The following is a 20,580-nucleotide window of genomic DNA, read 5'->3' as shown; positions in this document are numbered from 1 at the left end:
GTAACGAAAGAACGGAGGATATTTGTACGAAATGGTGGGAACTGACTGGTATGAGAGAAACGCCCCCTGTTACCGAACCACAAGCAGAAACCCGCATCACCTGTGAGCGGACGAACGGGTACAGTGTGAAAGCAGGGGCGCACTACTACGAGTGGTGTCCGTTCTGTGGTCACCGAACCAACACCGGTGACACCCACGACATAGAGATTCAACTGAACAACTGACACCGACAGACGAGGGTGCCGTACGCACCTGTTCTGGTCGAGCCGCTTGAGGCGTACCGAGTGCCGAACGTCTCTTCGTCGGAATCCAATTCGTCGGATATTTATCACTAACTATTTATGCAGGTCGCCAGATTTCGTACGTGTATGTGTAAAGAAACACACATCCGACGACACAACCGTGGGTCCGGCGCGGCTCACGGCTGGGTTCCGCGATAGTTGTACTGCAGTCTCTTCTGAGCGGTTGCGATCGGTGACGCGACAGACGGATTCCGTAACGAGCGGTCGCTCTAGCGAACGAGTGGGAGGCGTCGATGCGTCGAACTGACGTACTCCTCTGTACGAGACGCGAAGCGAACAGCCGCGACAGTGAAACGGTCCAACTCGCCCAGCGAGCGGGACTGATTCGTCAGTTCGGCAGTGGCCTGTACGCTTTCACCCCTTCGGGTGAGCGCGTTCGTCAGCACGTCATTCGCATCGTCACGACCGAACTGAACCGCATCGGCGGACAAGCGGTAGACCTTCCCCAGCTACAGTATCGCCCCATCTGGGAGCAGAGCGGCCGGTGGGGGAACTTCGAAGACGAGATGTTCACCTTCGAGAACCGCGACGGACAGCAGATGTGTCTCGCCCCTTCCCACGAAGAGGGCATCGTACACCTCGTCGATGGCATCGTCCGGTCCTACGAGGACCTGCCCGTGTTGCTCTATCAGGTCGGAAAGAAACACCGTGACGACCACCCCCGAAACGGACTGCTCCGAACGAAGGAGTTCACGATGAAAGACGCCTACAGTCTCCACGCGAGCGACGAATCGCTCGATACGTGGTACGAACGCGTTCGCTCGGCGTACGTCCGCATCTTCGACCGACTCGGTATCGAGTTCGTCGTCGCCGACGCGGACAACAGCGTGATGGGCGGGGCGAACTCGGAAGAGTTCATCGCGCTCGCCGACTCCGGGACAGTCGATGTACGGTGGTGTACGGGAGACGAGTGCTTGTTCGGCAGTACCGACGAGTCGAAAGAACAAGATATCGCGGCATTCGATTCATGTCCCGACTGCGGCGCACAACTCACAGCAGGCGAGGGAATCGAAATCGGCCACGTGTTCAAGTTGGGCACCCGATACTCGGACTCGATAGGACTCCACGTCGATACGGCCGACGAGACGACGACCGCCGTCCGAATGGGGAGCTACGGCATCGGTATCGACCGGCTCATCCACACGCTCATCGAACAGCACGCAGACGAATCGGGGTGTCGTTGGCCCGCGAGTGAGACAGCGCGAATCGCACCCTTCGAGGTATCGATTATCCCCCTCGACTACGAGGGTGACCTCAAAGATACCGCAGACGAGTTACACCGAACTCTCGATTCCGGCTCCGTGCTGCTGTTCGACGACGCGACCCAGACGATCGGCGAGCGCTTCGCCGAAAGCGACTTGCTCGGGATCCCCCAGAAGGTCGTCCTCGGAAACCACTTCCGAGAGACGAACGAGGTCGAAATCGAGACGCGCGACGGTGAGACTCGATTCGTCGATGTCGGGTCGGTGACCGAGCGGCTACGGACGTAGTCCCACCACCGCGCTCTGTCGCCTCGCGTGTCAACCGACCATTACTTCTTTTCCGGGGCAGACCGCAATAGGGAGTACCGTGAAACTCAGCACTGATGGAGAAACACCGCTCGAAAGTGTGAAACTCGGGTTTACGCTCGGTCTCGGGATGCCCTTCGAGGAGACCGTTCACTGGGCGGCAAGCGAGGGGTTCGAGTTCGTCGAGTTGCTGCTTGACGGCCAGTACGCTCGGCAGCAAATTCGAGGCCGGCGCGAATCGATGCGAACGACGCTGGATGAGGCGGGTCTCGATTTCGTCGTTCACCTTCCGTTCTCCATCGACCCGGGGTCACCGTTCGCGCCCGTTCGAGAGGGCGTCGTCACCGAACTCGTCGCTGGAATGGAGTTCGCCGCCGACGTGGGCGCTGAGAAAGTCGTCTTTCATCCGTCGTCGGATGCGTGGGAACTCGGGTGGTCCACCGACCAGACGCTCGAATTCGTCCACGAAAGCCTCGACCGACTCGTTCCCGCCGCCAGAGACCGAAATTTGGTTCCCTGTCTCGAAAATATCGTCTCCAGCTACTACGACGTGACGACGTTCCCGGAACTCCTCGAACGGTACCCCGACGCCTCGATGACGTTCGATACGAGTCACGCACACCTCGCCGGGATGGCCGAAGCGGAGATGGCCGAGTTCTTCACCGACTATCGACACCGCATCGACCACCTTCACCTGGTAGATACGCGAGGTGGTCGTGACGAACACCTTCCGGTCGGAATGGGAAATCTGGACTTCGAACCACTGTTTTCGGCCATCGCGGACGCAGGGTGGGAAGACACCGCAACGTTGGAAGTCGGTACGGAAGATTACGAGACGATTGCGCTCGGGAAACGGCACGTCGAGCGCCTCGCCTCGAACGTCTGAGTGTCCTTTCACCTACAGGAGACCTCACAGCCGAAGAGAGAAGATTCCCATCCACCGTCGCAACCCACAGAATAAATCAATCACGCGCTCGTGCGTTCTGACAGAAGATGTCCGAAACTCTCCGCGGCACACTGTGTCCGCTCGTCACACCGTTCCAAGACGGAACCGTAGACCAAGAAAGCCTCGCCTCCCTCGTCGATTGGCTCGTCGAGAACGATATCGACGGCGTCGTCCCCTGCGGGACGACCGGTGAGTTCGCAAGCCTGTCGGCAAGCGAATGGCGTACCGTTACCGAGGTGACCATCGAAGCCACAGATGGCCGTGTGCCCGTCGTCGCGGGCGTCGCCGGGACGAACGTCCAACGCGTCACCGAACAACTCGAGTTCGCCGCCGCCGCCGGTGCCGACGCGGCACTGCTCCCACCGCCGTACTTCCACACCGCACCAACCCCTGCAGGAAACCTCGAATTCTTCCGGACGATAGCCGATTCGAGTCCGCTCCCGCTCGTTCTGTACAACATTCCAGCGTGCACGGGCAAGCCAATCGCCCCCGAAACCGTCACCGAGTTGGCCACCCACGAGTCAGTCGTCGGACTCAAAGATTCGAGCGGGGATTTCGACTACTTCCTCGAACTACTCCGTTCGACCGACGACCGATTCGCACTGTTCGAAGGGTACGACCAGCACTTCGTCTCCGGCGTTCACGCCGGCAGCGACGGCGGCATCAACGCGCTCTCGAACGCTCTCCCCGACGTGTTCGCGTCGATTCGAGACGCGGCGTTCGACGGCGACACCGAAGCAGCATTAGAAATCGAGCAGTCAGTGCTCCCAGAACTCTTCGGCTACTGCCTCGACTACGGCTTTGCGACGGTTGCGAAAGCGGGTCTCGTCAGTCGTGGCGTCATCGCCTCAGGTGAAGTACGCCCACCATTGGTACCTCTCCCGGAAGAAGTGAAAACAGACGTTGCGGACCTGCTGTCAGAACACCGCTGAAGTCGCTGTAAACTACTCGTTCTTACGTCTTCGTCGGCGCTGCCGGTCAGGCGTGCGTAGAGCAGGACGGTCAACGAGTTTGGGTTTTCTAAGAAATTTAGATTATTCAGATAATTCAAATTTCCCAAGTGTTCGAAGTATCTTGGGATATCCGAATGGTCTCACGGCCGAGCTGTCCTTTGGTAGGGAAGAAATCAGAAACGCCGCTCTGACGGTCACTTACCCAGATACGCTTTCTTAACCTGCTGGGCTGGGAGGCGGAGTTCGTCCAAACCGGGGAGATGCTTGATGTTGTAGACGATTTTTAGCTCGTCGGTCTTCGGTGCGCTGATACACGAGAGACGGACTCCCTCGTCCATCATCTCAGACGACAGGATGTGGTTAGACGGCATCTCCATTTCGCCTTCCACGACGACGACAGCACAGTTCGCACAGGCACCGCCTCGACAGGCGAACGGCCACCGCTGTCCGCTCCGCTCGGCGGCCTTCAGCACGTTCTCGTTCGGAGGGGCGATGAATTCACCGTAATCTTCAGCACTGAGGTCGGCGGCGGCAGCGTTTTCGAAGAGGTCGTCGTCGTGAAGTCCCCACCCATAGTCGTCGAGCACTTCGTAGTTGAGATACTCGATGTGCGTCCCGACTTGCGTCTCCTCGTCTTCGACGTTTCCATCCTCGTGAGCCCGTTTGGCTCGCTGGTACTCGAGGGCGAACTTTTCGACGGAATCGCCGTTTTTTATCTCTTCGTACGCACGCTTGACCTGTTGAAACGCGTCTACCGAACCACCTTGGTCTGGATGGGTCTGTTTCACCCGCTGTCGGTAGGCCTGGACGATTTCCTCTTCGTCTGCCTCCGGACCAATTCCAAGAATCTCGAACGGGTTGTCCACAAGTGCGCCGTTAGGAATTCTGCGGCTTAAGTCTCTTGCCCGCGGCGAGAGACGCGTTCGGTTCGAATACGAGAGGAAAATCAGGGGTTTGGATAGACGAACGAAAGTTAGCCGTCGGTAGACACTCGGTGTTCAACACGTTCGACGGGGGACCCGTCGAATATGCGACCGAACACTCGGACTCCGGGCCGAAGTTACCGAACCGTGGGTTCGCTGACCGTCTCTGCGAAGGCGACAGTCTGTTTCACGTCGGTGATTTCGACGTCAACCTGGTCACCGGGTTGCGTCCCGGGAATGATGATGACGAAACCACGTTCGACCTTTGCGATTCCGTCGCCTTGGTCGCCGAGCGTATCGACAGTGACCGAGCGAATTTCGCCTTCCTCGACCGGTGGACCCTGGACGCGTGGGTCGCTCGAGCTGAACTGTGCCTCTGACTGCGTCGAAGGCGCCTCGTACTGTTGTTCAGCGCGTGTCGTCTCAGTGGATTCTGACGTTTCGGGTTGCGACACAGGCTCAGACTCTTTGGACATGGCAGTCAAGAGCGCAATTCGGTAGGTCTCTTCGGGCGAAATCGAGCTATTTTCGACGATTTCTGCAGGGATTTCGACGAGGTAGCGGTCGTCACTTCGTTCGATAGTCGTCTCGAAAAGGAGACGAAGAGAGTCGGAAATATCCATCAGTACCTAGCGCCTCGCAGACTAACAATTAAAATATGGTGAATATCTACCGCCGGGACCTGTCCGAATCTGGTATTCTCCCGTCAGGTCGAAACATGTGTGGTCCTCTCGTTGACGTACGATTCTCAAGAGACACCAGGACGAATAGTCGAGTGATATAGATTATCTGAATTAGTTAGACAATTTAGATTATTCACCTTTGTAGTTAGAATCCCAATTGGCGTGTTATTTCAAAGAATGCTTGCGTATTTTCACCAATATTATGTCTGGGACCGGCTTATTAGAATTATCCACATAATTTAAAAAACCACCATAACCAAAACTACTTCAACAACCCCGATAATTCAACTGGTACGTTCACACGACCCTCACAAATCATGTCACGTGCAGTCAGCGTTTGTCTCTTGAAAGGTGGAATCGGCAAATCGACGACTTCGATCAACCTCGCGCGTGAGCTCGCACACCGTGAAAACGACGTGCTGCTGGTCGATCTCGACCCGAATGGACATACCACGACGGGTCTCGGCTTCGGCGAGGAGTTCTACGCAGAAGCACACTTGGGTGACGTGCTCCTCGACGATGCAGAACTCGACCCACAAGACCTCATCCTAGAGACGGGGTTCGAACTCGACCTACTCCCGTCTAACGACCGAATCGAACAGGTCGAGTCCGACCTCGGCGGTGTGATGATGGGTTCTGCCCGACTCAAACAACGCGTCGTCGATCCACTGCTCGAATCCGAGTACGATTACATCGTCGTAGACTGCCCAGCCGCTCGTGGCAAACTCAACGACAACGCCCTGTACGCCACACAAAACATGATTCTCCCGATGCGACCGGAGTCGGGAGCGCTCTCTGGGCTCGAAAAGACGGTGAAACGACTAATCCAGCCAGCCCGCGAGCACTTCAACTTGGAAATCCTCGCCGTCGTTCCGACGGACCTTCGTGACAGAATCGACCACGACCGCCCCACACGACGACTCATCGAGGCACTCATCTCGAAGCCGAACATCGCCTCGAAGCTCCCGAGTTTCGCCTACATCGAACCCGAGTTCTTCGAAGCAATCGACGATGGAACGTGGGAAGAAGACCTTCCGAAGCCCGGAATTCGCCACCGTTCTGCTATCGACGCCTCGATTCGAGAACACATGCCGGTTCGAGACTACGCCGATTCCTGTGACCAACTCGAGTGCTACGACGAACTGGCAGAAATCGTCGAAAACGGCGAGGTCCAGCGATGAGTAAAGACCCGTTCGGTGACCTCGACGCCGCGATGGGTGGCGAGTCTACGGACACCGACGAACCAGCATCAGAACCCGAGACCGTCGTCGATGAAGAATCTGAGACAGAGTCGGCCACCGAGCCACAGGTGACGCCTGCGTTCGAGTTCGAAGCGACAGTCCACAAAGCACTCTACGTGCTGCAATCGGTTGCCGACGAATTCGACGACATCATCACCTACGACGTCGAGCGCGAACTCACTCGAGAGCACGGACTGAAAAACGTCACCAAGAGCGAGATTCACAACGCGGCCCTCGCGGTAGTCTCGGAGCATCCGGAGTTGATCGTCGAACGCGTCCGCGAACAGCGTGACCTCGGCGACGAATAATTGAACTCGTGAGGGTCATCTCGATTCGTTGGGTTCTGTGAATTTTTCAGATAAGTTGGATAATTTCAATTGGATCGGTGAGTGCTCCACCGACGTCTGGCCAGCAGTACTGAGATTCTGTGAATACTGTCGATTCTCCAGATAATCCAAACCAGTTTGTATTGGTCCTCTCACTCTAGACCACCCGTGCCAAGATTCTCCAAGCAATTCGAATTGTTCAGATAATCCAAATTAAGTCAGCATCAGTTTCATCGGTGGCGATTCGACAGTACCGAAATTCCGCAGGAAATCCAGACATTTTGAATAATTTGAACAATGTAAATCATTCAAGTTTTCTTTTTGTTTCAAATGATTCGACAGGGCGTTCAAGCGCTTCGGGTACCACCCCTCGACTCGAGGAACCCAATCGCGCCGAAACCGACGTGTAGAGTGGCTTCACCTCGGATTGCTCGTTATCCAACCACCTACATTATCCACGTTATCCGCGTTATCCGCCTTTTTGCAGCACTATTTTTTGCAGACCGCCTCCGCTAGGTGAGGTATCTGAATCACCTGCACCGCTCGGAGAACGTACATCACTCACGATATGCGCACTATTCACGACACCTTGATGACTCACACTACGCACGACACCCAAACCACCCACACCGCCCACAGTATGGGCACCACTTGCGATATTCGAACTATCTGGGACACCCAAACAACCGAGATTGTATAAATAATTTAGATTGTTGAGATTATTTGGATTTCCCAAACAGCGTGGGCTTCACAGAGTATGGAAGACATCTGAGAGACGTGCAGAATGGAAACCGAAGTTGTACCGCACCGATTCGAGGTCAGTGGAGGAGGCTTCGAACTTCGAGTTTCCCTGACTCGTTGACGACGATACTCGTTCGTTGGAGACCGGAACTGAGCGTCACGTTCGTCTCGAGCGAGTCGTTCTCAGTACTCGCGTGGACGTGGTACGTCTCTCCTTCGCCGCTGAGTACCAGAATGCGCCGAGACTCTCCCGATGCGACCGACACCGAGCCGTTGTACCGCTCGTCAGAATCGTCGCTGATGACGACGTGGAGTCGATGGCTCGAAGAGTCACGCTTCCGGACTGAGAACGGAACCCGGTCAGCGTGGACGATAGTCGTTGGTTGAGTCGTGGTGGCCGTCGTCGGTGCTGCAGTGCTCGTCGTTGGTGCCGACGGTGTCGGCGGCGGTGATGTTCGCGCTGGTGTCGCCGAGGGCGAGGTCACTGACGGCTGACCCGTCGTAACGCACCCCGACACGAGGAGGAGAACAGCGAAGAGACAGATTCGGCGTTCGAGTCGTGACACGAGATTGAATGTTCGAAAGGCGATATAGGCTTTCGGGAGTGGAGACTGGTCTCGTCACTCCGTTGTGGATTGTTCGGTCAGCCACTCGTCGTACGCACTCTGGTTCAGTACCACGACGGTTCCACCCATTCGACTGTGTCCAGGTCCACACAGTTCGGCACAGTACAGGTCGTACTCACCGGTTTCTGTCGCCCTCGTTCGAACCACCTGTGGCTGGTTTGGGAAGATGTCCTGTTTGATTCCGAGGTCTGGGACGTACAACGAGTGGATGACATCGGAGGTAGACATCACTAGTCTGACGTTCCGATCCTCGGGAATTACGAGTCGGTTCTGTGTCGTGACACCCGTCTCCGGATACGTGAACTCCCAGCCCCACTGATACGCAGTGACCTCTATTTCGAGGTCGTCGGCTGCCTCCCCCGAAGTCGCGGCTACCGACGGTGTGAGAAACGGATTTGTGAGTACGAAATAACCCGAGACACCGACGAAGACGAGAATGACTGCCGTCGCCACAGTCCACGTGATTTCTAAGGCGGGGTCGTCCGTAGTCGGTCTCGGGTCGTCGTTGTCCCGAAACCGGTAGATTGCGTAAATGAGTATCAGTTCGACGAACAACGTGAGCGGAAGGGCAACGTAGAGCAGTTGCGTGTTGAGTTCGTCGATAGCCGCCCGATTGACCGACTGAGCGGCGACTGGCGTTGCGAGTAACAAGCCGAGGACTCCAATGGCGGCGAGGCGGAGACTGTGCCGCGTGAATCTCATCGCCAGAAGTTGTAGCTGGAGAAACATATAGATTCACCGAGACTCGTTACTTCTCCCTTTTCGCTACTGAGTACCGATACTGTGCGACCGCGACTCATCTTTATGTAAATGCACCATCAAGAGTAGACGATGGATGGGATGACGTATCTGTACGTGAGTGAGGAGTATGAAAGACTCACGAGAACCGTTTCGAGATGGTAGAACTCGCAATCGTCGAGGGAGTAATCCTCCTGACTCTCGTCGGTAGTTGTCTCCTCCTCTGGGAGCGCCGACGGCGTGAGAGCGCCGCCGAAAGCGACGGGGGGACCACCCAGGGAGGTTACAGGGTCGAACTCGGGCGAATTCGGAGTGAAGCCTACCGGTGGCTGACGACGACGAACCACCGGGACATCGGCATTCTGTACGTTCTCTTCGGCACGTTCGCGGGGTTGTGGGGCGGTATCGACGCGATGATGCTCCGAACGGAGTTGTTGACGCCACCGGCAGATATCTGGACGCCCGAGACATACAACGCGCTCTTTACGACCCACGGGTTGACGATGCTCATCTTCTTCGTCTTACCCGTGTTCTTCGGGGTCGGGAACTACTTTCTCCCCCTGCTGATAGGCGCGGAAGATATGGCGTTCCCCCGAGTGAACGCTATCGGGTTCTGGCTACTCCCACCCGCGTTGTTCCTCGTTCGAATGGGCTTGTTCGTCCAGGTCGGTGGCCAAATTCTGAGTACGATTTTCCCACAGGATGCGATTCGGTTCTTCCTCACCTTGCGAGAGGTCGGCGTCGGGTGGACGCTGTACGCGCCGCTCTCGGTCCAGAGTCCGAATCCACAACTCGACTTGCTACTACTCGGTCTCCACCTGAGCGGCATCGCAACGACCGTTGGTGCGATTAACTTTATCGCAACAGTACTCCACGAGCGAGCAGAGGATGTCACGTGGGCAAACCTCGATATCTTCTCGTGGAACATGCTCGTGACCAGCGGTCTCGCCCTGTTCGCGTTCCCTCTCTTGGGGAGCGCACTCGTGATGTTACTCCTCGATAGGAACTTCGGAACGACGTTCTTCGCCGTCGAAGGAGGCGGGGCAATCCTCTGGCAACACCTGTTTTGGTTCTGGGGACACCCCGAGGTGTACATCCTCTTTCTGCCCGCAACCGGCTTAATGAGTACGATACTTCCGAAGTTCGTCGGCCGGAAGCTGTTCGGATACCGGTTTATCGTCTACTCGACACTGGGACTTGGTGTCCTCTCGTTCGGCGTCTGGGCACACCACATGTTCGTGACGGGACTGGACCCGCGAATCAAAGCGTCGTTCATGGCCGTCTCCATCGCCATCGCCGTCCCGAGTGCCATCAAGGTGTTCAACTGGCTCGCCACGATGTGGGACGGTGAGATTCGACTGAGTGCACCGTTCATCTTGTGTGCCGGGGGTATCGGGACGTTCATCGTCGGCGGTGTGACCGGCGTCTTTCTGGCAGTCATCCCAATCGATATCCTCTACCACGGCACCTACTACGTCGTCGGTCACTTCCACCTCATCGTCGTCGGCATCATCCCCCTTATGATGCTCGCCGCGAGCTACTATTGGTACCCGCTGATGACCGGGCGGTGGTACGATAGACGCCTCGCAAAGTTCCAGGCCGTGCTCATCATCTTCGGTTCGACGGTGACGTTCATGACGCTCCTCATAATCGGTGGCCTTGGACTCCCACGTCGTCACGCCATCTACCCGGTCGAGTACCAGTTCGCCCACCAGATTGCGACCGTCGGCGCGTACGTCATCGGGTTGAGCGTGCTGTTGTGGCTCTACAACATGGTTTCGTCCTACTGGCGTGGCGAAGTCGTCCAGACGACAGACCCGTGGAACCTCAAAGCAGCCGGCCAGTTTAGCCGAGAGTGGCACTGGTTCGAAGAACGAATGGTCGAGCGGTACGGTCTCTCGCCAGCGGTACCGACAGAACGCAGAGTGTCGTACGACCCGGACGCCAAGCCCCGTGGGTTTGCCGGAGGCGTCGGGACCGTCGCGGAGACGGTTTCCCGGAACGCGTCGATGGCGGCAGTCGGTGGGATTATCGGAACGCTGCTCATGGCTGGCGGTCTCGGGACGGCGATTCTCGTCGGCGTCCTCGACCCGAGTTCGTTCGGTGAAATCGCAGAGTTACTCGGCCTCCCGGCGAGTCCAGTCCTCGGTGCCTTCCTGTTCCTCGTCGGGGGGACGGTGACGTGGCCACTCCTCTTTCTCGCGTTCAGCGAGTTCCTCCCCGGGCGACTGCTCTTCGAGCGGGGACTGGTGTTTGCGACGCTCATCTCGACCGGGTTCGCCATCGCGTTCTACACCGACCAGCAAGGATTGGCGCTCGTCGGCTATCTCGCGTTCGTCCTCGTCGCACACTGGTCCTACGGACTCGGATTGACGGTGACGCTCCAATTCCTCCGAAGTCGCCAGCGACCCGAATCGGAGGACGATAGATGAACGCCGACTCGACGATTTTCACGTACGGTGCACCCCTCGTTGGCGTGTTGCTCGTCGCGGTCGGAATCGCGGCCGCAGTTCCCGGAGCCTATGCGCTCATCCAAACCGATATCACGAGTTGTGGGACGCCGACCATCGCCGTCGAAAGTCCAGAAGAGACCGCCTCTCGATTCGGTGAAACCCCATCGCTGCAACTCGCTCAACTCTCGTTCGACCAGCTCTCCCAAGCAGAGCAAGCCGCCTTCGTCGAAGCGCTCACAGACCCACTCGGGGAAGCACGTGTCGCGGGAGCGTTCCCGAACTCCCCGTCGTTCGTCAACGGGACCCTCGTCACGTACGAAGGCGAGCAGTATTACGCGACGGTCGTCGCAGAGAACCCGTGTTTCGAGGCCGCGCCACTCCAGTTCCCACTCGGCGTCTTTGCGATAGCACTCGGAATCGTCGGAATCCTCACCCCGCCGGGGTATCGAAAGCTGGTCGAACTCGAAGAGAACACCCGATGAGTGTTGTGAGATGAGCCACTGAAGCTAACGAGAGAAGGCCCAGTGGAGCCACACTAACCGTGAGCTGGCGCGATTAGCCGAGTGCCGCGCCGACGTAGACGACGACGACGAGTAGAATCCACACGACATCGACGAAGTGCCAATAGAGTTCGACGGTCTCGACGGACGCCTCTCGGTCTGGGGTGTACTGTCCCCGTATTGCTCGCCCGAAGACGATACCGAGAAGCACGACACCCAACGTGACGTGGAGTCCGTGCAGGCCGGTCAGCCCGAAAAACGCGCTTGCGAACGCACCGCTCGTCAGTGTGAAGTCTTCAGATACGACGAACTCGTAGTATTCGAACGCCTGTCCCGCGAGGAAGACGACGCCGAGAGCGACAGTCAGTCCGAGACCGACGTGAAATCGACGACGGTTGCCTCTTTCGAGCGCGCTGTGACCATAGTGGAGGGTGAAACTGCTGGCGACCAACAGCAGCGTGTTGACCAAGACGAGTGAACTGAGCAGGGGCGGGAGTTCGCTGGGCGGCCACGTGCCGACGCGAATGAAGGCGTAGTAGATGAACCCGCCGAGAAACGTCGAGATATCCGAGACGAGAAACAGTAGCATGCCACTGACGTACAGCGGTGTTCGGTCGTCATGGCTATCCGCCCAGTACTCGGCGAGGAAGGCCTCGTAGAGCCAGCCTGCGAGACCACCGACGAGACCGGTACTCCCGAAGACAATCAAGAGGATTGGGATGAACGTCGGAACGAGGCCGAGTCCGACGAGTAGCAGTCCGACCCCGGCGTAGAGCGACCCCGCACCGACTGCGGCGACGAGGGGCCAGAAGCTGACGTGCTCGTGCTCACTCGTTGCGGAGCCGTCCGTGACATCGCTCGTTCCCATGCACAGACATGTGATTCGAGAAACATAAGCAGTCGTGTCAAACCGTGAGTAGGGTATCGCTCAAAAAGACGATGAATGGAGGGGCATCGTCAACGAGGAGTGGGCGGCCATTAGCGTGGGGGGAGGGTGAACCACTAACACCGTGGCGTGGGGTGTGGTCGTTAAGTACCGTGACGTGGGGTGTGGCCACCCAGTACCGTGGAGGGGAATGCGTCAGCGGGGGGCATCTACAGGGCTTCGCGTCGGTTCGGCCGCCTTTTTCGTGACCGTCTGTCGGCCGACAGACGGGGTCCGCACAGAGGTCGTTAGTTCTCAGCGGTCGTCGTGGTGTTCGTGCTATTCGTTGATTCGTTGGTGAAGGACTCGTACGTCGTCGATTCGTTGTTCGTCGTCGAATTCGACATGGTCGTCTCGTTCATCGAACTATCGGACGTGGTCTCGTTCATCGAACTATCGGATTCCGCCGTCGTCTCGGACGTGGTCGATTCGTTGTCCATCATCGACTCCGAGGTGGTCGTCTGGCTGTCGGTGGCCGTCCCGTCGTCGGCCATCTCTTCCGTCGTCGTCTCTTCGGAAGTCATCTCCTCAGTAGTGACTTCCTCGGGGTTCTCAGCAGCACCATCTCCAGTTTCGGTTGGGGTCCCACCACCACCTCCCGGAGATGTACAGCCCGCGAGTGCTGCTGTTGCTGCAATTACGCTGGCACCGAACTTTCGTCTGGTAAGCCTTGCTTTCATTGCACTCCCCTGTCGTGTTCGGGGAGAGATAATACGGAGTACTCGTCCCGGCCGTTTCGAGATGTGAAACCGTTTCGCGTCTGTTTCGGACTGTTTTCGTCACACATCCTGAACGGTCTTCGATGCTCTTCGTGGGTCGTTTCAGGTCGCTGTTCACCAGTTAACATCCAGATAACCATCGAACACAGGTCGTGATACGTTGGGTACTCGAAACCGCAGAAATACAGCACCAATCTACTCGCTCCAACTGACGTAAGTGAGTCACGAAACATTCTGGAATAATATAATATTCAAGAAAATTCTAGGCACATGCTACCAGTTTGTTGTTTTTATCCGCGATATTGCGACTGTCAATTAGACAAATTTCACCCGAACTCATGAAATATAAACAAAACGTTATGCGTTCTCGCGTTGCATTGTTTACAGAGAAAATACATGACGGTCCAGCGTCCCTCGCGGAGTCGGTGTATCCTCCTCGTCGCGCTCTTGCTCGTAGCTTCGGGTGTGGAACCAGCCGTGGCTATCGCTGCGAACGGCGTCGAAATCCGGGGAATCGAGCACTCTGGACCCGGCGTCGTAGCGACAGAGGAAGACCGAACGTATCTGACTGCCTGGGAGCGCACGCAGATTTCCGCCGTCATCGCAGGAACGAACGGGTCGTATAACGTCTGTATGCGAGTCGAAGGAACCGACGGACTCACGACGAATCTCGGGTGTCAGCAAATCCAACTAATGGGTGATGAGACGAGCGTCACCTTCACGGTCGAACAATGGCCAACGAACGAAACTGGACAACGACAACTCGTCGTCGAGGTGTACGACGCGAGCCAAAACGGCACCCCAACGACGGTGAGCACGCCGATAACCGTCCTCCCCGCCGAAGGAGATGCTGACGGCGACGGTCTCGGAAACCAGCGAGAACAAGAGTTCGGTACCTCACTGCGACAGGCAGACACCGACGGTGATGGCCTCTCGGACGGCAAAGAGGTGAATCAACACGACACGAACCCCACGGAGAGAGACACCGACGGCGACGGCCTCTCAGACGGAGTCGAGGTGAAAGAAATCGGAAGCAACCCGAACGCTGTTGACACCGACGACGACGGGCTTTCGGACGGGAAAGAAGTCACGACATATGGCACGAATGCGACGAAAACAGACACCGATGGTGATGGACTCGCCGACGGTGCTGAGGTTCGAACCCACGAAACCGACCCGCAGTCGGCCGACACGGACGACGACGGGTTAGCAGACGGCCAAGAGGTGAACATCCACGAGACGAACCCAACAGGTGCGGATACAGATGGTGACGGATTGACCGACGGCGAGGAGGTATCGAACTACGAGACGAATCCAACAGAGTCCGATACCGACGGCGATGGTCTCTCTGATGGGAAAGAAGTCAACGAATACGGGACCGACCCAACGAACCCGGATACAGATGGTGATGGAATCGGTGACGGAACTGAACTCGAAGAAGGAACTGACCCGACCGACGCACAAAATTCTGCGTCGGACTCGGTTGGCGTATCGGCCGAGCCACGGATGATGCTGACCGGTGCAGTGGTTGGCTCCATCGTCCTCTTCGGTGTCGCAATCTTTGCTGGAAGTCGTCTCGGGTGGTGGAACTCGCCCAGCCGGCTCTTGAAGGCCAGGACTGGCACCGAGGTGGGCAGGTCTAACGGTGTGACCGCGAAGAACCGCGAAGCGGGGAGCGCCACTTCGGGGGCGGTCGGGTCCACCAGCACTTCGACCGCTGACGACCGACCATTGAGTGACGAGGCGCACGTCTTCGAACTGCTCGACGAACACGACGGGCAACTCCGACAATCAGTCGTCGTCAACCAAACTGGCTGGTCGAAATCGAAGGTCAGTCGCGTCCTCTCACGAATGGCAGACGACGGGTCGATAGAGAAGATTAGCATCGGGCGAGAGAACATCATCGCCCGCCCGGAGAGCGTCCCGGAGAACGCGAAGTCGCCGTTCAAAAAGCGATGATGCCCGCCAGTTGGAAGACGTGTGCCGACTTCGGTAGTCCGAGTACCGTACCGACGTCGCTCGTCCGAGACGGTATCGGTCCAAGCAGTCGAATATCGTGCGGAGGAGTTCGAATAGTGCACATCAGTAGTGGACATTTTTGACGACAGTAGCGGACGTTCTTGTTCTCACGGACGAGGTCCCTGAACCCATCGAACGACTATTTGGACTTCGCAGTCGTACCTCTCTTGGAATAGACCATGAGTTCACGTAACAATCCATTCGACGAATTAGAACGCATTTTCGAGCGACTCAGCCGCGAGTTCAGCGATGCATCGCGGTCGTGGAACATCGGAGAACCGAACATGCCGTGGAAGACCGAGGAATCGATGGCACTCGACCTCGTCGAACACGATGACCACTTCATCGTCGCGGTCGATTTGCCCGGATTCGAACGTGAGGACGTCGAAGTGAGTGTCACCGACCACATGCTCCGCATCAGTGCGAACCGCGAACAGGAAATCGAAGACAAGGACACTCAATACATCCGCCACGAACGACAGCACAGAACCGAAGAACGGTCACTTGCACTTCCCGATGCGGTCGATCCCGAGAACGTCACTGCCCGAATGAAAAACGGCGTTCTCACCGTCACACTTCCGAAAATCGAGGACGACGAGTCACGAACGATAGATATCGAATGAGTGGAGTGACGCGTTCGATTTTTTTGCGTGCGAAGTAGGTAGACGGGGTGGGTTTCGTGGCACNAGAGGAGAGGAGAGGAGAGGAGAGGAGAGGAGAGGAGAGGAGAGGAGAGGAGAGGAGAGGAGAGGAGAGGAGAGGAGAGGAGAGGAGAGGAGAGGAGAGGAGAGGAGAGGAGAGGAGAGGAGAGGAATTGGGCACTATTTCGAAGAAAGTGATTTTCGGAGATTAGTTGATTCGCCGACAATTATTAACGAGTATCCCACGTGATTACTGACATGGAACAGGAGAGAACCGCTGTCACACGACTCATGACGCCTGAAGTTCTCACTGTCACGACCGACGCGAGCGTCGAAGAGGCCGCAAAGACGCTTCTGGCGGAAGATATCGGGTCACTCGTCGTCGTCGATGAAACCGGCCGCCCTGTCGGAATGTTCACCACTACCGACCTCGCCGAATTCGTCTCGGATAGCGGAACACCAGGAGACACAACGGTGTCGCAGTACATGACCAATCGTGTGGTCAGCATCGGTACGCACGACTCCATTCGTGACGCTGCCGCCAAGATGATTCGCCACGGCATTCACCACCTTCCCGTCACCGACGAACAGGGAAGCGTCGCCGGTATGCTCTCCACGATGGACCTCACGTCGCACTTCTCCTATACGGGCGGCACCGATATGATATGAGGCACCTGAATCAGAGGATGCGAGAAGTCAGAATTAGAGGGTTCGAAAGACGCGAACGGTGTCGCGTTTCCCCGGTTCGGCGAGTAGTTGCACCAGTCCGCGGTCCGAGAACACGTCTTTCCAATTCCGATGGAACAGCGGGAAGTCGTCGTTGACGTAGCTCACTTCGGCACCGTCTCGGCCACGGTTGGGGCTGTTCCCCTCGTTTTCGGCGGTGATGAGGAGGTCGGCGGTCGCACGGGATAATTCGTCGAATACCCACGTATCGTCTGGGTGGACGTGTTGGAGCGTCTCGACGGAGTAGATGACGTCGAACGAGTCGTCTGGGAGGCCTGAGACGAACTCTTCGACCGCGCCGGTGTAGAACGTTCCCGTCTCCGCGAGTCGCGGAAAGTACTCTTTCATCACTTCGAACGAGTCGTCGTTGAGGTCGATGCCTGTGAGATTCTTGTATCCCAGTCCGCGGAGATGGTCGAGGTGCCGACCCGAACTACAGCCGACTTCGAGAATCTTCGCGTCCTTGGCGACGTAGTGGTCGAAGATGTCGCCGAGCGTCTCGCTCACTTCGTTCGGGCCAATCTCGGCGTAGTACGCGGGCGAGAAGTCGCCAGAACGGCTGGCCCAGCCGCGGTGGTTTTCCTCGGGGTCCATACACGCCGTAACGAGTCGAGAACTAAAGCCTCCGCGGAGTGTATCTCATTCCTCTTCGAGCGTCGAAATCCGACTATCTCGAAGGAGGACGCGCTTGACGATATCGGGGTCTTCGAGCAGGCGGTGGGTTCCGTGAACACCCTGTCCTCTGCCACGTCCGCGGACTTCCGACTGGATGACGTTGAGGAAGTCGAGTTCCTGTAGCAACTCTTGTACGCGGCGCTCGGAGAGTTGGTCCATATCTAACTCATCCGCGACCTGGAGATACTGTCGATATATCTTGTTCGTCGTGATTTCGGCGGTCTTTCGCCCACCAGTTTGGAGCACCAGCGAGTAGAGAATCGCCTTCGATTGGGTCGCAGTCCCCTCGAGAAGTTCGCTGAATCGGTCCGCTTCGCTCTTTTCTTTCGCGGCGCGCACGTGGTCGTCGGTGACCTTCTCTGCGTTTTCTTTGCGCGCGATGCGACCAGCGTTGCGCAAGATATCGATTGCTTTGCGCGCGTCACCGTGCTCTTGGGCGGCGAGGGCGCTCGCCAGTGGAATCACGTCGTCGGTGAGAACACCGGGTTTGAACGCGTCTCGACGATTTTCGAGGATTTCACGGAGTTGATTCGCATCGTACGACGGAAAGACGAGTTCGTCGTGGGAAAAACTCGATTTGACGCGCTCGGTGAGTTCCTCGGGATAGTCGATTTTGTTCGAGATGCCGATGATGCCGAGTCGGGAATCGACAATCTTCTGGTTCTCTCCCGCGCGCGAGAGTTTCCGGAGGACTTCGTCGTCCCGAAGCATGTCTATCTCGTCGAGGATGACGATTGTCACGTCTGCACAGGTGTCGAGGACCTGCCAGAGTCGGTTGTAATAGTCACCGGTCGAGAGACCGCGTTCGGGAATCGTCATCCCACTCTTGTGTGGATCGTTCACCTGCGAGGCGAGTGTCTTGATGACCGACGCCTCGGTGTTCTGCTCGCCACAGTCGATGACGGCAGTCCGTACTTCGACCTCTTCGCGGCGCGCCTCGTTCTGTAGTCGCTCGCTCACGAGACGTGCAGTGAGCGTCTTTCCGGAACCGGTCTTGCCGAAGATGAACAGGTGTGTCGGCTCACGACCGAAGATAGCTGGATTGAGCGCCTGAGCAACCTTCGCCATGTGGTCGTCGCGGCCGACGATTTTGTCCGGCCCAGGGAGATGGGAGATTTTGAGAATATCTTCGTTCGCAAAGATGGGTTGGTCGTATCGGAATAACGGGTCCCGACCATCCCCATCAATCTCGCCGGATGTCATATGTCTTCGTTATTCAAACGCACAGTAATAAAACTACGGGGGTGGCATCGCGTTTGTAACGACTACGAATTCGACCTATTCACTGGGGAATCGACCGCGATTCACAGAAACTGGTTTGTCCGGTGGTATCGCGCAAGTAATTCGGTCAGACACCACCCTCGCGGTTGTAACGCCGAGGGTACCCTCGCGGATGTATTCGGCACGCGAGGGGGTACCTTCGCGGTTGTAAGAATTGCCGTGGGGACCACCTCCGCGAATGTAAAATGACGGTGTTCGTTGCCCGCAGACACACCACCCTCGCGGATGTAACACGAAACGGTGTAGGGGGAAGATCGTCGGAATCGTTTATTGAGGAAACATTTGCCGGTTGTTTTACAAACGCGAGCAAGGTGTGTGTGTCGAATCTCCCTAGACTCTCGCGTCCTCGTTACAACCGCGAAGGTGGTGTGTGTGTCGAACAATTCGAGTGACAGTAAGGCGTTCCTCCACAACCGGACGGCTGGAACTACCCGGTAGAGGAAGAATAGAACAGCGAGCACGTCTCGGGTGAAAACGGTTCGAGGATAGTCCTACTCTAGAGAACTTCTCAGTCGAGATAGTCTGCTACTCTAAGAAACCATCTAGAGTAGACTAACCAATCTACTCTAGCTAGTCGTCTAGTTCTAGTGGTCTAGTATCAATATCAATCAGAACCAACATCAACCTCGACCGAGAGACGAGTGGGAGAACTTGTGTTACAGCTCTCGGGCGAGTTCGACCGCTTCGTCTTTCGGCACTGGTTCGTCGAGTTGGTGGAGCATCGAGAGCAGTGACTCGATACGACCGTCTGTTACATCTCTCTCGGCCAGTTCGAGGAGGCGACGTACTGCTCCCGTTCCACTTTGCGGACCGAAGTAGAGCCTCCGTTCTCCACCGTACGTCGTCGGGTCGAACGGTTCGAACGTCGTCGGGTCGTCTAACATCGCGGCGGTGTGGAGTCCTGACTCGTGTGAGAACACGTCTGTTCCGAGTATCGACTTCTCGGACGGGACCGTTTCATCGAGCGCTTCGAGCACGTCGTTCGCTCGTGGAACGAGATTCGTAAAGTCGATTGCAGGTGCCGTGAGCTCGTCGCTCATGACTGCCGATGCGACGAACTCTTCGAGCGGGACGTTTCCTGCGCGCTCGCCGATTCCGCCGACAGAAACGTCCACTTTTTCCACACCGTAGTTAACGGCCGTCAATGCGTTTGCCGTGGCGACGCCCAAATCGTCGTGGAAGTGAACGCCGAGACGGCTGGGGGTCGTCGGCAGTTCGTCGAGGAACGTCGAGACCTCGAACGGCGTCTTCGAGCCGACCGTATCTGCGATGGTGAGATACGTCGCATCGACTGACTCGAACAGTCGGGCGAGCACATCGACGTCCGTTCTGAAGCCATCCATCGCGGTGAAGTGGACTTCGAGACCGGTTTCGTTCGCCCTCTCGACCGTCTCGCCGACGAGCGACTGTAGTTCGTCTGCACTCTTTCCGAGGAGTTTCGTCCGTTGGCGCTCGCTCGTGGGTGCGAACACGTCGATAACGTCCACGCCCGCATCGACTGCTGCATCGATGTCTTTGGGGACCGACCGAGCAATTCCCGTGAGTTTCGCATCGACATCGACGCCGGCGCAGACCGCTGCGGTTTGCTCGCCAGCGATGGGAAAGCCGACCTGAACGTACTCCACGCCGAGCGCATCGAGAGCCTCGACGGCGG

20 protein-coding genes are annotated in these 20,580 nt (G+C 57.1%); 11 read left to right on the top strand and 9 right to left on the bottom strand.

Annotated features, from left to right (window positions below; genetic code table 11):
* Nucleotides 1-50 precede the first annotated feature (50 nt).
* The 4 genes from ACFQJC_RS05945 to ACFQJC_RS05930 all read left to right on the top strand — a co-directional run bounded on the left by ACFQJC_RS05945 (nucleotide 51) and on the right by ACFQJC_RS05930 (nucleotide 3,688).
* Nucleotides 51-224, top strand: a complete 174-nt coding sequence (locus ACFQJC_RS05945; protein ID WP_390222363.1) for a hypothetical protein — start codon at nucleotides 51-53, stop codon at nucleotides 222-224.
* A gap of 311 nt (nucleotides 225-535) precedes the next feature.
* Entirely contained in the window at nucleotides 536-1,792 is a 1,257-nt protein-coding gene (locus ACFQJC_RS05940) for an aminoacyl--tRNA ligase-related protein (protein ID WP_390222362.1), read from the top strand.
* A gap of 79 nt (nucleotides 1,793-1,871) precedes the next feature.
* Nucleotides 1,872-2,696, top strand: a complete 825-nt coding sequence (locus ACFQJC_RS05935) for a sugar phosphate isomerase/epimerase family protein (RefSeq protein WP_390222361.1) — start codon at nucleotides 1,872-1,874, stop codon at nucleotides 2,694-2,696.
* 107 nt (nucleotides 2,697-2,803) lie between these two features.
* Nucleotides 2,804-3,688 carry a dihydrodipicolinate synthase family protein gene (locus tag ACFQJC_RS05930; protein WP_390222360.1) on the top strand — a complete coding sequence of 295 codons (885 nt, stop codon included), beginning with the start codon at nucleotides 2,804-2,806 and terminating at the stop codon, nucleotides 3,686-3,688.
* A 215-nt stretch (nucleotides 3,689-3,903) separates the two neighbouring features.
* On the opposite strand, the gene fer is transcribed toward ACFQJC_RS05930, so the two are convergent.
* Complete coding sequence (gene fer / locus ACFQJC_RS05925; protein WP_390222359.1) at nucleotides 3,904-4,575, bottom strand: ferredoxin Fer; 672 nt, start codon at nucleotides 4,573-4,575, stop codon at nucleotides 3,904-3,906.
* Nucleotides 4,576-4,769: 194 nt separating this feature from the next.
* Nucleotides 4,770-5,258: a TRAM domain-containing protein gene (locus tag ACFQJC_RS05920; RefSeq protein WP_390222687.1), complete on the bottom strand. Its 489-nt coding sequence runs from the start codon at nucleotides 5,256-5,258 to the stop codon at nucleotides 4,770-4,772.
* 374 nt (nucleotides 5,259-5,632) lie between these two features.
* Here ACFQJC_RS05920 and ACFQJC_RS05915 point away from each other — a divergent pair, with 374 nt between their 5' ends.
* Together ACFQJC_RS05915 and ACFQJC_RS05910 are read left to right on the top strand one after the other, a co-directional pair.
* Entirely contained in the window at nucleotides 5,633-6,496 is an 864-nt protein-coding gene (locus ACFQJC_RS05915) for a ParA family protein (RefSeq protein ID WP_390222358.1), read from the top strand.
* Nucleotides 6,493-6,864 (top strand): DUF7970 domain-containing protein, encoded by a 372-nt coding sequence (locus tag ACFQJC_RS05910; protein ID WP_390222357.1) that lies wholly within the window; start codon nucleotides 6,493-6,495, stop codon nucleotides 6,862-6,864. The genes ACFQJC_RS05915 and ACFQJC_RS05910 overlap by 4 nt, the downstream gene beginning before the upstream one ends.
* Before the next feature lie 836 nt (nucleotides 6,865-7,700).
* Here ACFQJC_RS05910 and ACFQJC_RS05905 read toward each other — a convergent pair.
* Together ACFQJC_RS05905 and coxB are read right to left on the bottom strand one after the other, a co-directional pair.
* The gene (locus ACFQJC_RS05905) at nucleotides 7,701-8,189 is read right to left on the bottom strand and encodes a hypothetical protein (protein ID WP_390222356.1); all 489 of its coding nucleotides are present in this window, start codon (nucleotides 8,187-8,189) and stop codon (nucleotides 7,701-7,703) included.
* Between the two features lie 54 nt (nucleotides 8,190-8,243).
* Nucleotides 8,244-8,951, bottom strand: a complete 708-nt coding sequence (gene coxB / locus ACFQJC_RS05900) for a cytochrome c oxidase subunit II (RefSeq protein WP_390222355.1) — start codon at nucleotides 8,949-8,951, stop codon at nucleotides 8,244-8,246.
* 194 nt (nucleotides 8,952-9,145) lie between these two features.
* Between coxB and ACFQJC_RS05895 the strand changes: the two genes are divergently transcribed.
* Nucleotides 9,146-11,419: a DUF6789 family protein gene (locus ACFQJC_RS05895; protein ID WP_390222354.1), complete on the top strand. Its 2,274-nt coding sequence runs from the start codon at nucleotides 9,146-9,148 to the stop codon at nucleotides 11,417-11,419.
* Nucleotides 11,416-11,922, top strand: coding sequence for a DUF7979 domain-containing protein (locus ACFQJC_RS05890; RefSeq protein ID WP_390222353.1), 507 nt, complete (start codon nucleotides 11,416-11,418; stop codon nucleotides 11,920-11,922). Before ACFQJC_RS05895 ends, ACFQJC_RS05890 begins: the two co-directional genes overlap by 4 nt.
* Nucleotides 11,923-11,995: 73 nt before the next feature.
* On the opposite strand, the gene ACFQJC_RS05885 is transcribed toward ACFQJC_RS05890, so the two are convergent.
* Together ACFQJC_RS05885 and ACFQJC_RS05880 are read right to left on the bottom strand one after the other, a co-directional pair.
* Entirely contained in the window at nucleotides 11,996-12,808 is an 813-nt protein-coding gene (locus tag ACFQJC_RS05885; RefSeq protein WP_390222352.1) for a cytochrome c oxidase subunit 3, read from the bottom strand.
* A 305-nt stretch (nucleotides 12,809-13,113) separates the two neighbouring features.
* Nucleotides 13,114-13,389 (bottom strand): hypothetical protein, encoded by a 276-nt coding sequence (locus ACFQJC_RS05880; protein WP_390222351.1) that lies wholly within the window; start codon nucleotides 13,387-13,389, stop codon nucleotides 13,114-13,116.
* A 591-nt stretch (nucleotides 13,390-13,980) separates the two neighbouring features.
* Here ACFQJC_RS05880 and ACFQJC_RS05875 point away from each other — a divergent pair.
* The 3 genes from ACFQJC_RS05875 (at nucleotide 13,981) to ACFQJC_RS05865 (ending at nucleotide 16,913) form a co-directional block, all read left to right on the top strand.
* Complete coding sequence (locus ACFQJC_RS05875) at nucleotides 13,981-15,543, top strand: helix-turn-helix transcriptional regulator (protein ID WP_390222350.1); 1,563 nt, start codon at nucleotides 13,981-13,983, stop codon at nucleotides 15,541-15,543.
* Nucleotides 15,544-15,782: 239 nt separating this feature from the next.
* Nucleotides 15,783-16,226 (top strand): Hsp20/alpha crystallin family protein, encoded by a 444-nt coding sequence (locus ACFQJC_RS05870; RefSeq protein ID WP_390222349.1) that lies wholly within the window; start codon nucleotides 15,783-15,785, stop codon nucleotides 16,224-16,226.
* 276 nt (nucleotides 16,227-16,502) lie between these two features.
* Nucleotides 16,503-16,913, top strand: coding sequence for a CBS domain-containing protein (locus ACFQJC_RS05865; RefSeq protein ID WP_390222348.1), 411 nt, complete (start codon nucleotides 16,503-16,505; stop codon nucleotides 16,911-16,913).
* A 33-nt stretch (nucleotides 16,914-16,946) separates the two neighbouring features.
* Here ACFQJC_RS05865 and ACFQJC_RS05860 read toward each other — a convergent pair whose 3' ends face one another.
* The 3 genes from ACFQJC_RS05860 to ACFQJC_RS05850 all read right to left on the bottom strand — a co-directional run.
* Nucleotides 16,947-17,564, bottom strand: a complete 618-nt coding sequence (locus tag ACFQJC_RS05860) for a class I SAM-dependent methyltransferase (RefSeq protein ID WP_390222347.1) — start codon at nucleotides 17,562-17,564, stop codon at nucleotides 16,947-16,949.
* 45 nt (nucleotides 17,565-17,609) lie between these two features.
* Entirely contained in the window at nucleotides 17,610-18,848 is a 1,239-nt protein-coding gene (locus ACFQJC_RS05855) for a Cdc6/Cdc18 family protein (protein WP_390222346.1), read from the bottom strand.
* Between the two features lie 734 nt (nucleotides 18,849-19,582).
* On the bottom strand, nucleotides 19,583-20,580 hold a 998-nt coding region (locus ACFQJC_RS05850), incomplete at its 5' end, for a LeuA family protein (RefSeq protein WP_390222345.1).

It is taken from the genome of Haloferax namakaokahaiae, from assembly GCF_042663225.1.
GTDB lineage: Archaea > Halobacteriota > Halobacteria > Halobacteriales > Haloferacaceae > Haloferax > Haloferax namakaokahaiae.
Note: the sequence above shows the minus strand (reverse complement) of the source record. Positions and strands in the feature narration are given on the sequence as shown.

Coding starts and splice junctions, on each gene's coding strand:
- ACFQJC_RS05860 (WP_390222347.1), bottom strand. CDS start 17,564: ATGGACCCCGAGGAAAACCACCGCGGCTGGGCCAGCCGTTCTGGCGAC.
- ACFQJC_RS05880 (WP_390222351.1), bottom strand. CDS start 13,389: ATGACTTCCGAAGAGACGACGACGGAAGAGATGGCCGACGACGGGACG.
- ACFQJC_RS05870 (WP_390222349.1), top strand. CDS start 15,783: ATGAGTTCACGTAACAATCCATTCGACGAATTAGAACGCATTTTCGAG.
- ACFQJC_RS05940 (WP_390222362.1), top strand. CDS start 536: ATGCGTCGAACTGACGTACTCCTCTGTACGAGACGCGAAGCGAACAGC.
- ACFQJC_RS05910 (WP_390222357.1), top strand. CDS start 6,493: ATGAGTAAAGACCCGTTCGGTGACCTCGACGCCGCGATGGGTGGCGAG.
- ACFQJC_RS05945 (WP_390222363.1), top strand. CDS start 51: ATGAGAGAAACGCCCCCTGTTACCGAACCACAAGCAGAAACCCGCATC.
- ACFQJC_RS05915 (WP_390222358.1), top strand. CDS start 5,633: ATGTCACGTGCAGTCAGCGTTTGTCTCTTGAAAGGTGGAATCGGCAAA.
- ACFQJC_RS05855 (WP_390222346.1), bottom strand. CDS start 18,848: ATGACATCCGGCGAGATTGATGGGGATGGTCGGGACCCGTTATTCCGA.
- ACFQJC_RS05885 (WP_390222352.1), bottom strand. CDS start 12,808: ATGGGAACGAGCGATGTCACGGACGGCTCCGCAACGAGTGAGCACGAG.
- ACFQJC_RS05865 (WP_390222348.1), top strand. CDS start 16,503: ATGGAACAGGAGAGAACCGCTGTCACACGACTCATGACGCCTGAAGTT.
- ACFQJC_RS05875 (WP_390222350.1), top strand. CDS start 13,981: ATGACGGTCCAGCGTCCCTCGCGGAGTCGGTGTATCCTCCTCGTCGCG.
- coxB (WP_390222355.1), bottom strand. CDS start 8,951: ATGAGATTCACGCGGCACAGTCTCCGCCTCGCCGCCATTGGAGTCCTC.
- ACFQJC_RS05890 (WP_390222353.1), top strand. CDS start 11,416: ATGAACGCCGACTCGACGATTTTCACGTACGGTGCACCCCTCGTTGGC.
- ACFQJC_RS05930 (WP_390222360.1), top strand. CDS start 2,804: ATGTCCGAAACTCTCCGCGGCACACTGTGTCCGCTCGTCACACCGTTC.
- ACFQJC_RS05895 (WP_390222354.1), top strand. CDS start 9,146: ATGGTAGAACTCGCAATCGTCGAGGGAGTAATCCTCCTGACTCTCGTC.